We start from the raw sequence: 12,886 nt of genomic DNA on the forward strand, positions 1-12,886 counted from the left end.
CTATTTTTATGCAATATTAGATTCTGAAAATACCTCCAACAGCAATGATTCGTTGGAAATAAGTAAAGTGCTGAGAAGCTTTATCCTCAGGACTTGTAGTAGTTTTAATATCCTGCATATTGATATAACCTCCTTTTAACTCTCCTTGCACATAAAAATGCTTGAAAAAAGTAACATTAAGACCTGCTTTTGCAGAAACTCCATAGCCAGAAACATGAAAATCATCGTGGCGTTCTTTACCTAAAATTGTAGTATTGGTTTTTGGATATAAAACCCCAGCACCAATACCTTCGGTTAAGTTAATCTGAACTTTGTCAATATTTGGCAATCCAAACCATTTAGAAACATCATCAAATCTGGCAACTTCAGTATTAATGTAATTTAAACCATCTGTATGTTCGTACATTAAAAAAGCTGGTCCATTTACATTTACTTCACCATTACCATAACCTCCTTCTTTAGCTCCTCCTTGAGACATATCAACAGGAGTATGGTTGTAATTGCCATTGTAAATTGACGCGGGATCGTCTGATGGTAAATTGATATTTCCAGTAACATTAGCAATTTGATTCTGTGCCATTACATATTTCATGTGGTCAACACCAATGGTAACGCTGTAATGATCGCTAAAAAAATAACCAAATCTCAAATTGGTTTGAGGAATAGTCATATTTGCAGGATTGATATAGTCAACGTGCCATCCTTTTGGCTTATCATGAGCCGCCATATTCTCAACAGTAAAGTTGTAATCTTTACCTCTAAAGTTTACGTCAGATTTTGAGTAGCTTTCTCTATTACCGCCCCACATTACAAAGAATTTTCCTTTGTTGTGAGCAGCATATTTTTGTACAGGTATTTCTTCCTGAGCAAATGCGTTTAAAGAAACACAAGCCAGTAAGAAAAATAAAATTTTTGTTTTCAAAGAACTTAAGTATTATAAATTAAAATGCGTTAACTGTTTTTCTGATCGCAACCAACTTATTCATTAAACCTTCAAAATAGTCTAAATGAAGCATATTAGCGCCATCACTTTTTGCATTTGCAGGATCAAAATGCGTTTCGATAAAAATACCGTCAACACCAACCGCGATTCCGGCTTTTGCAACGGTTTCGATCATGTCTGGTCTTCCTCCTGTAACTCCCGCTGTTTGGTTTGGCTGTTGCAATGAGTGTGTTACGTCCAAAACTGTAGAGGCATATTGCTGCATAGTAGGAATTCCTCTAAAATCGACAATCATGTCTTGGTAGCCAAACATGGTGCCGCGATCTGTCACCATAACATTCTCATTATTGCAGTCTAGCACTTTTTGAACCGCGTGTTTCATGCTTTCTGGACTCATAAATTGTCCTTTCTTCAAGTTTACCGTTTTTCCTGTATTTGCCGCAGCTACAACAAGATCAGTCTGACGCACTAGGAAAGCAGGAATTTGCAATACATCTACATATTGGGCTGCTTTGTCTGCATCCTCATTTGTATGAATGTCTGTTACGGTTGGAACATGAAAAGTTTCAGAAACTTTTCTTAAGATTTTTAATGCTTTTTCGTCACCAATTCCAGAAAAACTGTCAATTCTAGAACGGTTTGCTTTTTTGAAAGATCCTTTAAATACGTAAGGAATCTGTAGATTGTCGGTAATGCCAACTAATTTTTCAGCAATTCTTAGCGCCATTTCTTCTCCTTCGATAGCGCAAGGCCCCGCCAATAAAAAGAAATTCCCGCTGTCAGTATGCTTAATTTGTGGAATATGTTGTAAGTTCATAAAATTATTTTTTTGCAATGCAAAGGTAGTTATGATTTATGAATAGCAGATGAAGATTTAAGATTATTTTAAGAACTCGAGTAACTGGCTAGGAGCATAGTAAAAGTAACGAATTGCTAAAATTTCTTTAGAATGATTAAATGCTTTTTCCGAGGCAATATTAAAGCATGAAGAGAAACTAACAGATGACATTTATCATGTTCTGAAGTTTTACAGTTTTATGCCGTTTTTAGTTTTGATTAATAGGCCTTTTTGATTTTCTTCTTTTAATTAGAAACTGAATTGCAACAATTAAAATCAGAATAAAAAATAAAAAGAAAGAAGCCATAACGATACCTAAAAGAGGCATTCCGCATCTGATTGGGTTTGGATATTGTTCGTATTGTTTTGAAAAATTATAATCGACAATATAATAAGCGATAAAAGCGAACAAAATATAAGAAGTAAAACTAATCCAAGATGCCGCACTAAATTTGAGAAAAGCGGGTTTATAGATTGTTTTAGTTCCCATTATTAATTGAAACAATAGGGGAAGAGTGAGCAATAAAAGAGGTGATATTTCGAGCATAATTTCAATAGCTAAAATTATTTTAATCTCAATCCCATCGGAACCATTAAAATTCCTTTTTCATAAATATTCAAATACAGTTTTACCGGTTTTTTCTGTCCTTCCCATTTTAATTCGTAGACATTCAAAAATCCAGCGCCCATATTGCTTCTTTTGGTAGGAAATGGGCAGCAGGTTTCCAATCTGGTATACGTTATTTTTTCACCATTTGGACCAGCTAAGGCATTTAAAAAACGAGTTTCGTTTAAAGCTTCATTGTTAGTGTTTTGAAAAAAAATATTAACAGGATAATCAGGGTCATAACCATACTTTTTGTCTTTCGCAAATTGCGTTATGGAGAAAGTATTGTCATGCTTTAAAATCAAATCTGGCGCATTGTCATCAACATTCTTTAAGGTTGATTTTGTACTTACGCAGGAAGAAGCGCTGATTAATAAAACTATAAAAAGAGCTATTTTTTTCATGGTGATGGTTGCAAAGGTTAAACGGTCTGTTCTGCTTTTTTCGGGTTTAGTTTTAAAATACCAACTACAATCAGATATTGTGCCAGAAGATAAGTCAGCATAATAAAAAAGGAACTTTTTGGAATTGGCGCATAAAATTTATTGACCGCCAGAATGCTGTCAGAAATAATAAAAAAAGCAGCGCCTAAAAACACCAGTAGATTGCCTGGTTTTTCCCAGACCAAAAATCCGTTGAAAGCAAATAAAAGCATGATTGAAATTACAGAAGCATAGACAGCAACAGGAATTTCGAGATCTCCTAAATAAGGCATTAAAACATAAACCATCCCAATTAAGTAAAATGCGATTAGAATGCTTCCGAAAATAAAAAGTGGTTTGTTTTGTTTTTTTCTAATTCTCTTCTGTTTATTAAAAAGGATGCAGTAGACTATATGCGCTGTCAGAAAAAATACAAGTCCTAGAATAAAATAAATCTCTCCAAGTTCTGTAAAAAGCAAAACGACATCTCCAAGCCAAGAAAGCGCAAGTGCAGCCAATAAAATATTCTGGGTCGGAAATTTTCTGTAGAAGTAAGCTCCAAACCCTATAATTGGTATCAGAATGGGCTTAAGAAAAAGATCAAATCGCTCGTATCCAGAAAGAAGAATGATGAGGTAGACTGCGCTAAATGCCAAGTAAATTTTAAAAAAGGAAGAGTTTCTCATAATAGGGGTTATGAAGTGATGTATTGGTTTTGGTTGGTTTTAAAGTCAAAATTAACAAAATAAAATGTTGTTAAAAAAGATAAGATCAGGTAAGAGAAAATAATATAATTGCTAATTGGAATTACACGATTTAAACCAAACCAGTCTCCATAAAACCCAATAATACAAATTACGATTCCTAATCGGATTCCTTCCCATAAAAGAGCAAACTTATTTTTGTCCATTAACTCTGTATAGCTATATATGGTTATAAAAATAAAAAAACCGTAGATAAAAATATTAGGAAGACCAATTTTTGCTATGTTGTCAAAGAGATAGCTTACAAATAGTAATGTTATTAATACTTGTGCAACAGACCAGTAAATTAATTTTTGAGAGTTTTGTGTGCCATATTTTTCAAAATTAAAAACATTTTCAATTTTGTTTACAGGATATTTTTCTTCAAAGTTTTCTGGTCGCCAGCCTGTTGGTTTAAACCAAATAGTCAGTTTGTCTTTCCACTTTGGAACGCGCCAAGCGTCTTTTATCAATAAGCTCAAATGCTGAAAATTGATTTTAATCGGATTCCATGTATTGGCAGGTCTAGTGATTCCGAAAACGGGCGGCACATCGTCTAATTCTTCTTGAAAAGTACCAAAAAGCTTATCCCAAAATATAAAAATCTGCGAATGGTTTTTGTCTAGATATTCCGGATTTATAGCATGATGCACGCGGTGATGAGATGGAGTGACTAAAATATACTCGACAAAACCCATTTTCTTAATGTGTTTGGTATGATACCAAAACTGTAAAAACAAATGAATAGGAAGCGTAATTGCAATAACAGAAGCAGGAACGCCCAATAAAGCTGCCGGTATCAATAAAAAGGTAAACAAGTTGACGAGACTTGCAATGGGCTGTCGCAGTGCGCACGCAAGATTAAATTCTTCACTGCTATGGTGTATGGCGTGTTTGTTCCAAAGAAAATTAATCTGATGCGCCAGACGATGGCTCCAATAGCCATAAAAGTCAATTACAAAAAAGGCGATGCAATAGGAGAGGACATTGGCTTCTAAATGCTGCAATGCAATTTTAGAAACCAGCCATTCATACGAAAGAAAAGTAACGCTCAGTCCCAAAACATCTTTAACCGAATTGGTAATGCCAGAGCTGATGCTTGATACACTGTCTATTAATGGAGCAGTATCATTTTTTTTATAAATGCCGTAAATTTTTTCAATAACAATTAAGGCTAAAAAAACCGGCATTGCAATAATCAATATCTTTCCGTATTCTTCCATAAAAAATGCATTCTATTTCGTTCAAATATATAATAAAAACGAATGCATTTTGAATTATTTGCAATTAAACCATTTTTATTCTCATATTTATTCAAAACAGAAAAGCAAATTATTGAGGCTCAAAAGGATATTTTATCGGATAAAATTTTGGCGTTTTTTGGTTTTTTATAGTAAATCGTACTGTTTCTTTTATAATTTGAAATGAATCATATTTTAGTTCCAACTGTATTTCATTCTCAGCATTTACAACGCCATATTTGTTATTTTTCTTTACGACAAATTCACCCGTTCCATAAATTTGTGTAATGGCATCGTATGCTGCGGGAATTGTTATTTTATTCTTATTGCTGAAAAGCCCAAGTTTATTTTTGTCTTTAAAAATCTGAAAATTGCTTTTTGAAAATCCTTTAATGTGCAGATCGCTTTTTACAAATTCATCTACAAAGATTTCAGTTTCTGCGTAGCTATCATTTTCGACTGTTAGAAGGTATTTTTTAGAGTTTTTTACAGCAAAAATCTTGTTTTGTGCGGCGCTATAAAAATCATAATCTTCAGGAATTATAATTTCGCCTTTGGCAGAAAATAATCCACACTTGTTTTCCACATTAGTTGTGATGTAATAGCTAGAAAAAGGATCGATGTATTTGTATGAAATCGGAATGATTTCTTTTTCCAGATATGGATTTATAATGCCTTGCAAATTGCCTTTATAAGCAAAATAGTGATTTTGAAACGAAATGCTGTCTTTAGAAAAATCGGCATAAACGTTATCATAAATCAAAGGTTTCAAAATAGAATCTTTTTTATCGATAAGGCCTTCTTTTCCATTGTTTTTTACGATATAAATTGAATACGAAGGATAAATTTCATCGTACTTGCATTCAATTTCATATTGTCCATTTGAGTTTATAATTCCCTTTTTCTTCGTTAAAGTATTAAGAATAAGGAAAGAATCTTGATCGAGAACTCTTTCAAACTTGTGACTTTTAATGGTGTTTAAAATAATATTTCCAAGAGTATCAATTATAAAAGTGCTTTTGTTTTGAAGTGTAACAATAGATCTTTTATGCTGAAAATACTCAATATCAAAAGCTTGAAAATTGGTAATTTGTTTTCCTTTCGCATCAAACAAATCAATGCTGTTGTTATTTTGGACAAATAAAATACCACTGCTGCCCATTATGGCTGTATAGTTAATAGGCAAAATGATTTTGTTTTCGGTATCGACAACACCGGTTTTATTATTTTTTGAAACGCGCACCAGGTTATGCCCCAAGTAGTAAACATCTTCATAAACAAAAGGAATTTTAATATTGCTTTGCAGATCGATATAGCCTCTTTTAAAATTTTTATTCACTTCAATTCCTGCTTCAAATATATTTTTAAGATCTTTTTGATTATGGATGTAGTCATAATTAGGTTTTATGACTACGTTTCCAAGCGAATCAATTAATCCCATTTTCCCTTTAAAGGTTCTAAATACGGCATAATCATTTTCAAAACTATAAACATATTCATAAGTCTTGTTTTCCATCAATTGCTTGCGAAGAGCCTCAAATTTGTTCTGCCCATTTGATGTAAAAAAGCATAGCAGAATTGCGATAAGAAGGATGTTTTTCATGATTTTAGTTTACTGCAAATAAAAACGCATTCTATTCAATTCTAGTATAGAATAAAACAGAATGCGTTTTAAAATTATTGGATCAATTAAACAATTTCGGCGCTAAGACCAGCTTCCAGAAGTTGCGTGCATTGAGGTTTAAGTTTTTCTATCGGGCCTGTTTTTACAGTGCATTTCCCGTTGTAATGTACAATCAAAGAGCATTGCTCGGCTTGTTCTGCCGTGTGGCTGCAAACACGCATAAGAGTATCAATTACGTGATCAAAAGTATTTACATCATCGTTGTATACAATGATCTCGTTATTAAAAGCAATGGCTTCTTTTTCGCGAACTCTTTCTCTTACTTTTTCTTTAGTACTCATATTGTATGGTTTTTGTACTGAATTGATTATCAGTGTCTAATTTACGTATTTTAAAGATACCCAGTTGTTTCTTTGAAGCTTTTTAACATAAGTTAAACCTTTTTCAACGCAAGAAGCATCAATAAACGGAATGTCTTCTTCGTAGAAACCGCTAAAAAGAATAATGCCTTTTGGGTTCAAAGCATCAACATAAGCCTGCATATCATTCAGCAGAATATTTCTGTTGATATTGGCAATAATTAAATCGTATTTTTTGCCGGCTAATAATGCGGCATCGCCTTCATAAACGCTGATATGTTTGCAATTATTGCGTTCCGCATTTTCAATTGAGTTTAAATAGCACCAATTGTCAATATCAATGGCATCAATTGGTTCAGCACCTTTCATTTCGGCCAAAATAGCCAAAATAGCTGTTCCACATCCCATATCAAGTGTTTTTAAACCTGTAACATCCATTTCGAGCAAATGCTGAATCATCATGTGAGTTGTTTCGTGATGCCCAGTTCCAAAACTCATTTTAGGTTCAATAACAATATCAAATTCAGCATCAGTTTTTGGGTGAAAAGGAGCGCGAACATGGCATTTTCCATCCACATCAATTGGTTCGAAGTTTTTTTCCCATTCCTCGTTCCAGTTTACCTGGTCGATTTCTTCGATTGTATATTCAATTTTAAATTCTTCAGACTGTAAAATGTAAATATCATCCAGAATATTCTCATCCCATAAATCCTTTTTCACAAAAGCAGAGATTCCGTTTTCAGTTTCTGTAAAACTTTCAAACGCTTTTTCGCCCAATTCTGCCACTAAAATTTCAGAACCAAGTTCTTTTGGCTCAATTGTAAAATGATATCCTAAATATATATTCGACATAAATAAAAAATTTTTGCAAAGGTAATTCTTAAATTATAAACTTTCAATTTTAAAATTCCAAATTCCAAAAACGAAAAAACCATTCGCAAAGCGAATGGTTTTTTGTAAAATCTAAAATCTAAAATCTAAAATCTAAAATCTAAAATCTAAAATCTAAAATCTAAAATCTAAAATCTAAAATCTAAAATCTAAAATCTAAAATCTAAAATCTAAAATTAGATAGCCGTTACAATTGCTAAGAAATCGTCAGCTTTTAAAGCTGCACCTCCAATTAAACCACCGTCAACGTCTGGTTTAGAGAAGATTTCTTTAGCGTTTTCTGGTTTAACAGAACCGCCGTATAAGATAGAAACTTCGTCAGCGATTTCAGCTCCAAAAGCTTTGCGGATCGTTTCTCTGATAAATTCGTGCATTTCTTGCGCTTGTTCTGGCGAAGCAGTTTCTCCTGTTCCGATAGCCCAAACTGGCTCGTAAGCTAAAACAATTTTAGCCCAAGATTCTTTTGCGATATGGAAAACTCCGTCGCGCAATTGGTTTTCAACAATGTTGAAGTGATTTCCAGACTGGCGGTCTTTTAATTCTTCTCCAAAACAGAAAATAACTGTCATGTCATGTTTCAAAGCAGTGTCTACTTTGTTTGCAATCAAAGCATCTGTTTCGTGAAAAATAGCTCTACGCTCAGAGTGGCCTAAAATTACAGTGTTAACACCAATGCTTGTTAACATATCTGCAGAAATTTCTCCTGTAAAAGCACCACCTTCAGCTTGGTGAACGTTTTGAGCAGAAACTCCGATAGTTGTATTTTTTAATTTTGTCGCTGCCGCTTGTAAGTTCACAAAAGTTGGCGCTACAATTACTTGTGCATTTGTTTTTGCTGGAATTTTAGCAATTAATTCGTTTAACAACTCTTCAGTTTGCGCTGCATTTTTATGCATTTTCCAGTTTCCTGCAACAATCGATTTTCTCATTTTGGTAGTTTTTATTATTCTTTTATTTTTTGCTTTTAATAAGTCTGAAACTTATTCATATTGTGTTTCTTTTACAGTCTCATTGATTTTATCAAAATCAGTTTCAATAGCACGGTATAGTACAATCTTGCCAAATCTGTCAATAACAATGTATCTTGGAATCCAGTCTAGATCAATTGCTTTTCCAAAAGCGCCTTTCATACCGTCAATCAACATAAAGTGCTCTCCTTTTAATTCGTGTTTTTCAATTCCTGCTATCCATTTATCAGCTGTTTTATCAGCAGAAATGAATAAATAAGATACGTTTGGATTTGCAGCTTGTAATGCTTTTAGTTTTGGCATTGCTTTTACGCAATCTCCGCACCATGAAGCCCAAACTTCAATAACCAGATTTTTTCCTTTATATTTTTGTAAAATGTCTTTAAACGCAACTTGACTTCCATCAACGGCTAATAATTTTTCAGACAATGCTTCTTTAGAAAAACTTGTTTTCTGCGCTTGTGAACAAGAAAATGTAATAAATGCGATAACGATTAGGGCTAATTGTTTCATATAAGTTTATATTTTAATTTAAATACTGAATTCACAAAGTTAAACAAACAAATGGAATGCCAATTGCAGATTAACAAAATTTGAAGAGTCGTTTATTTTGTAACAAATCGATGTTTTTTGGTTGAAAAAACGGTATTGAAAACGTAATAGTTGAGGTGAAAAACCGCGTTTTTTTCTGATGGAAATATTTTAGAAGCGAAAAAATGAAGGAAAAAATATTTTTAGAAAGAAATTCTAGTCAAAAAAACGTCAGATATCACAAAAAAAGCCTTCAATAAAATTAAAATATTGAAGACTTTTTTTTGCTTTTTTTTGGATGCTTATTAGCTTTTAGTATTAATCAAAATCTTATATACTCCCGTTGTATTATCCTGCTTCGATTCTGCATTTTTGATTTCGAGAGATTTTATTACTACTGATGTGCATTCACTTTTTCTCTTTTCTGTAACAGCATATATTTCGCTAACACTTTTACCTTCAATAGTTACGGCATATTTAAGAGATTTTGATTCCCATCCTAGATCTATAGAGAGACGATATAGTTTATCACCATTCACATAAGCAGATTCAATTACTTTGTTTTGATCTAAATCTGTTATCGTTACTGCTTTTTTAGAGTCAAAAGTACCGTTTTCAAACAAGTTTGCTCCCGAGTCTTTGTCAACAAATTCAACAGTAATTATAGCTGGTCCTGTAGAGCAAAGAGAGCCTTCTGAGTTACATCCTGAAATAAAAAGTAAAGTGAGCAATGATAAAATCGGTAGAAATTTTTTCATGATTAAATTTGTTTTTGGTTTAACCAAATGTAGGATTATTATTCGAAATCCAAACAGTGGTTTTTAAATAAAAATGTCTAAAAACAGAAAAAGCGCTAGTAAACGTATTGTTTATTAGCGCTTTTAAAATTTATTTTGTTTTTGATTTTACAATTTCAAATCATCTACATCATTGTAATGAACTTTTTGGGCAATTGTTCCGTTATGAACCACCACAATACTTGGGTTTGCTCTCTCGACAGTTTTTAAAGCCGTTCCATCGCAGAAATAGAAATCAATGTCTAAAGCGTAATCTTTTTTAGCTTTAGCGATTTCCTCAGCACCAGAAGCGGTCATTCCTATTACTTTGTAGCCTTTTGCTTTTGCGTCTGCCGTAACTTTAGCCAATTTTTTCATTCCTTCTGGATTTGATAAGTTCAAATCGTAAGTAACGAAAATTAATAATTTAGGTTCTTTTAATAATTCTTCTTTGTAGTCAGAATCATCCTTTGTCATGGTAAAATCATGAATAGGAGGAACGTAGCCTTCAGAAATTACTTTGTCTTTACGGTCAACAAAAACAGCTCCTTCTGGAATATTCATCAAATCTTTTTCGGTGAATTCTTTGTCAACTCCGTTTACTTTATAGATAAAAATCATTTCTACAACCGATTTTGGAGCACCTTCTGGAATTTCCATTCCTTTTTCGATGTTTGTTCCCACTTTATACGGACGAAAATCTTTGATAGGATTATGATTGATAACCCATACTGCCATGAAAACACACAAAATGATGCTAACCAAAGTAATACTATTGGTAACTAGTTTTGAAAACAAAGGTTTTACTAATTTTTTATTAATGAATAAAATCAGAATGAAGAAAAGTAGAACAACATCTTTTGTAAATGACTGCCAAGGTGTTAAATGTAATGCGTCTCCGAAGCATCCGCAATCTTTCACGACATCAAAATAAGCCGAGTAGAAAGTAAGGAATGTAAAGAAAACGATTAAAAGCAATAATGCCCAAATGGTCAATTTTGATTTATACCCCACTAGAAGCATTACACCCAAAACTACTTCTAAAATCACTAAAAAGATGGCCAATCCTAAAGCCAATGGCTCTAAAAATGGCATATTGAAAACAGGTTCGCTGAAATATTCTGCTAATTTATAAGAGAAGCCAACAGGATCGTTTAATTTAATTAATCCGGAAATGATAAATAAAACACCGACAAATAATCGGGAAAATTGGGTAATGATGTTTTTCATAAAAATAGTAATTTTTAAATTCCAAAACTAAAATTCCAAATTCCAAATTTTCAATAAAATTTTGGGATTTGGGATTTTTAAAATTGGAATTTTACTTTTTGATTGGGTTCAAGATTAAAGCAAAAACAGAGTAATTAATCATATCCTGATAATTAGCGTCAATGCCTTCAGAAACTAAAGTTTTTCCTTTATTGTCTTCAATCTGCTTAACGCGAAGCAATTTTTGAAGAATTAAATCGGTTAAAGAACTCACGCGCATATCGCGCCAAGCTTCTCCATAATCATGATTTTTGGCTTCCATTAAATCTTTGGTCAGCTTTACTTTAGCATCGTATAATTCAGTTGCTTTTTCAACGTCAAGATCTGGCTGGTCTACAACGCCCAACTCCAACTGAATCAAAGCCATGATAGAATAATTGATGATTCCGATAAATTCTCCTTTTTCGTCTTCATCAACTTTACGGACTTCGTTTTCCTGTAAACTCCTAATTCGCTGTGCTTTTATAAAAATTTGATCTGTCAGCGATGGCAATCTTAAAATTCTCCACGCACTGCCGTAATCTTTCATTTTATTGATAAACAAGGTGCGGCAAACCGCTATAACATTATCAAACTCTTCGGAAGTATTCTTCATTTATATGCTGTATATTTGCTAAAATTTCTTCAAAAATAAGGATAATTTTTTAAGAGTTTCAAGTTTGAGGTTCTCTTTGTTCCAAGTTTTTTCTAAACAAAGTGTTAACGGCAGCAACTTGAAACTAAAAAATGTTTCAGGTTTAAGGTTGCAAGTTCTAGAACTTACGTAATCTGACATAACCTGAAACTTGAAACCTGAAACAAAACAAACAAATGACAATTAACTGCAAAGGCGAACTTATAGATTTATCGATTCCGAAAGTAATGGGAATTCTTAATGTTACGCCAAATTCCTTCTTTGATGGAGGAAAATATAAAAACGAAGACGAGATTATTTCGCAAACTGCTAAAATGCTTTCTGAAGGAGCCGATTTTATTGACATTGGCGCTTATTCGAGCAAGCCAAGTGCCGAATTTGTCTCAGAACAAGAAGAAATCGACCGTATTGTGCCAGCGATTGAATTGATTTTAAAGTATTTTCCAGAAACTTTATTATCAATTGATACTTTTAGAGCTGAAGTTGCGAAAGCAAGCATCGAAAGCGGCGCAGCAATTATAAATGATATTGCAGCAGGAGAGCTAGACGATAAAATGTTTGGCGTTATTGCCAAGTATAACGTTCCGTACATTATGATGCATATGCGCGGAAATCCGCAGACCATGCAGAGTTTGACGGAATATGATGATATTGTAAAAGAAATGCTTTTCTATTTTTCTGAGAAAGTGAAAAAGGCGAGAAGCTTAGGAATCAATGATTTAATTTTAGATCCAGGTTTCGGTTTTGCCAAAACAACCGATCAGAATTATGAAGTGATGCAAAAGATGGAACTTTTTAATCTTTTAGAATTGCCCGTTTTAGCAGGAATTTCACGAAAATCTATGATTTATAAAACGCTTGATATTACACCGCAAGAAGCTTTAAACGGAACAACGTTTTTAAATACAATTGCTTTGACTAAAGGAGCAAAAATTTTAAGAGTTCATGATGTGAAAGAAGCTGTGGAATGTGTTACTTTGTTTAATAAGATGAGTTTGTAAGCTATTGACAAACTGTATGTAAAAAATAAATGAAACAAG

General features: G+C 33.0%; 15 protein-coding genes. 1 reads left to right on the forward strand and 14 read right to left on the reverse strand.

The annotated features are described in order from the left end of the window. Positions 1-16 precede the first annotated feature (16 nt). From N4T20_RS13125 to N4T20_RS13190, 14 genes are all read right to left on the reverse strand, one after another. Positions 17-922 carry a hypothetical protein gene (locus N4T20_RS13125; protein ID WP_260669589.1) on the reverse strand — a complete coding sequence of 302 codons (906 nt, stop codon included), beginning with the start codon at positions 920-922 and terminating at the stop codon, positions 17-19. Between the two features lie 19 nt (positions 923-941). Continuing rightward, entirely contained in the window at positions 942-1,760 is an 819-nt protein-coding gene (gene kdsA, locus N4T20_RS13130) for a 3-deoxy-8-phosphooctulonate synthase (RefSeq protein ID WP_260669590.1), read from the reverse strand. Positions 1,761-1,989: 229 nt separating this feature from the next. Then, on the reverse strand, positions 1,990-2,271 hold the full coding sequence (locus tag N4T20_RS13135; protein ID WP_260669591.1) for a hypothetical protein: 282 nt from the start codon (positions 2,269-2,271) through the stop codon (positions 1,990-1,992). A 74-nt stretch (positions 2,272-2,345) separates the two neighbouring features. Beyond that, complete coding sequence (locus tag N4T20_RS13140; RefSeq protein WP_260669592.1) at positions 2,346-2,792, reverse strand: 2-dehydro-3-deoxyphosphooctonate aldolase; 447 nt, start codon at positions 2,790-2,792, stop codon at positions 2,346-2,348. A gap of 17 nt (positions 2,793-2,809) precedes the next feature. After that, on the reverse strand, positions 2,810-3,496 hold the full coding sequence (locus tag N4T20_RS13145; RefSeq protein ID WP_260669593.1) for a lysoplasmalogenase: 687 nt from the start codon (positions 3,494-3,496) through the stop codon (positions 2,810-2,812). A gap of 8 nt (positions 3,497-3,504) precedes the next feature. Further along, positions 3,505-4,776, reverse strand: a complete 1,272-nt coding sequence (locus N4T20_RS13150; protein ID WP_260669594.1) for a sterol desaturase family protein — start codon at positions 4,774-4,776, stop codon at positions 3,505-3,507. A 109-nt stretch (positions 4,777-4,885) separates the two neighbouring features. Continuing rightward, positions 4,886-6,397, reverse strand: a complete 1,512-nt coding sequence (locus N4T20_RS13155) for a WG repeat-containing protein (RefSeq protein ID WP_260669595.1) — start codon at positions 6,395-6,397, stop codon at positions 4,886-4,888. An 86-nt stretch (positions 6,398-6,483) separates the two neighbouring features. Then, positions 6,484-6,759: an ATP-dependent Clp protease adaptor ClpS gene (locus tag N4T20_RS13160; protein WP_111376979.1), complete on the reverse strand. Its 276-nt coding sequence runs from the start codon at positions 6,757-6,759 to the stop codon at positions 6,484-6,486. Between the two features lie 36 nt (positions 6,760-6,795). Then, the gene (gene prmA, locus N4T20_RS13165; protein ID WP_260669596.1) at positions 6,796-7,629 is read right to left on the reverse strand and encodes a 50S ribosomal protein L11 methyltransferase; all 834 of its coding nucleotides are present in this window, start codon (positions 7,627-7,629) and stop codon (positions 6,796-6,798) included. Between the two features lie 215 nt (positions 7,630-7,844). Next, complete coding sequence (gene tpiA, locus N4T20_RS13170) at positions 7,845-8,597, reverse strand: triose-phosphate isomerase (RefSeq protein ID WP_260669597.1); 753 nt, start codon at positions 8,595-8,597, stop codon at positions 7,845-7,847. Between the two features lie 51 nt (positions 8,598-8,648). After that, the gene (locus N4T20_RS13175; RefSeq protein WP_260669598.1) at positions 8,649-9,149 is read right to left on the reverse strand and encodes a TlpA family protein disulfide reductase; all 501 of its coding nucleotides are present in this window, start codon (positions 9,147-9,149) and stop codon (positions 8,649-8,651) included. A 323-nt stretch (positions 9,150-9,472) separates the two neighbouring features. After that, positions 9,473-9,925, reverse strand: a complete 453-nt coding sequence (locus N4T20_RS13180; RefSeq protein WP_260669599.1) for a hypothetical protein — start codon at positions 9,923-9,925, stop codon at positions 9,473-9,475. A gap of 147 nt (positions 9,926-10,072) precedes the next feature. Continuing rightward, a complete protein-coding gene (locus N4T20_RS13185) occupies positions 10,073-11,173 on the reverse strand; it encodes a BT_3928 family protein (RefSeq protein WP_260669600.1) in 1,101 nt (366 codons plus the stop codon). Between the two features lie 91 nt (positions 11,174-11,264). Further along, positions 11,265-11,807: a DUF1599 domain-containing protein gene (locus N4T20_RS13190; RefSeq protein ID WP_260669601.1), complete on the reverse strand. Its 543-nt coding sequence runs from the start codon at positions 11,805-11,807 to the stop codon at positions 11,265-11,267. Between the two features lie 215 nt (positions 11,808-12,022). On the opposite strand from N4T20_RS13190, the gene folP reads away from it, so the two are divergent. After that, the gene (gene folP / locus N4T20_RS13195) at positions 12,023-12,847 is read left to right on the forward strand and encodes a dihydropteroate synthase (RefSeq protein WP_260669602.1); all 825 of its coding nucleotides are present in this window, start codon (positions 12,023-12,025) and stop codon (positions 12,845-12,847) included. Positions 12,848-12,886: the final 39 nt, after the last annotated feature.

The organism is Flavobacterium sp. TR2, assembly GCF_025252405.1.
Classification (GTDB): Bacteria; Bacteroidota; Bacteroidia; order Flavobacteriales; family Flavobacteriaceae; genus Flavobacterium.

What these genes read in the sequence shown, in the direction of transcription:
- N4T20_RS13150 (WP_260669594.1), bottom strand. Translation starts at nt 4,776, where the DNA reads ATGGAAGAATACGGAAAGATATTGATTATTGCAATGCCGGTTTTTTTA.
- prmA (WP_260669596.1), bottom strand. Translation starts at nt 7,629, where the DNA reads ATGTCGAATATATATTTAGGATATCATTTTACAATTGAGCCAAAAGAA.
- N4T20_RS13180 (WP_260669599.1), bottom strand. Translation starts at nt 9,925, where the DNA reads ATGAAAAAATTTCTACCGATTTTATCATTGCTCACTTTACTTTTTATT.
- N4T20_RS13185 (WP_260669600.1), bottom strand. Translation starts at nt 11,173, where the DNA reads ATGAAAAACATCATTACCCAATTTTCCCGATTATTTGTCGGTGTTTTA.
- N4T20_RS13160 (WP_111376979.1), bottom strand. Translation starts at nt 6,759, where the DNA reads ATGAGTACTAAAGAAAAAGTAAGAGAAAGAGTTCGCGAAAAAGAAGCC.
- kdsA (WP_260669590.1), bottom strand. Translation starts at nt 1,760, where the DNA reads ATGAACTTACAACATATTCCACAAATTAAGCATACTGACAGCGGGAAT.
- N4T20_RS13135 (WP_260669591.1), bottom strand. Translation starts at nt 2,271, where the DNA reads ATGGGAACTAAAACAATCTATAAACCCGCTTTTCTCAAATTTAGTGCG.
- tpiA (WP_260669597.1), bottom strand. Translation starts at nt 8,597, where the DNA reads ATGAGAAAATCGATTGTTGCAGGAAACTGGAAAATGCATAAAAATGCA.
- N4T20_RS13145 (WP_260669593.1), bottom strand. Translation starts at nt 3,496, where the DNA reads ATGAGAAACTCTTCCTTTTTTAAAATTTACTTGGCATTTAGCGCAGTC.
- N4T20_RS13190 (WP_260669601.1), bottom strand. Translation starts at nt 11,807, where the DNA reads ATGAAGAATACTTCCGAAGAGTTTGATAATGTTATAGCGGTTTGCCGC.
- N4T20_RS13140 (WP_260669592.1), bottom strand. Translation starts at nt 2,792, where the DNA reads ATGAAAAAAATAGCTCTTTTTATAGTTTTATTAATCAGCGCTTCTTCC.
- folP (WP_260669602.1), top strand. Translation starts at nt 12,023, where the DNA reads ATGACAATTAACTGCAAAGGCGAACTTATAGATTTATCGATTCCGAAA.
- N4T20_RS13175 (WP_260669598.1), bottom strand. Translation starts at nt 9,149, where the DNA reads ATGAAACAATTAGCCCTAATCGTTATCGCATTTATTACATTTTCTTGT.
- N4T20_RS13155 (WP_260669595.1), bottom strand. Translation starts at nt 6,397, where the DNA reads ATGAAAAACATCCTTCTTATCGCAATTCTGCTATGCTTTTTTACATCA.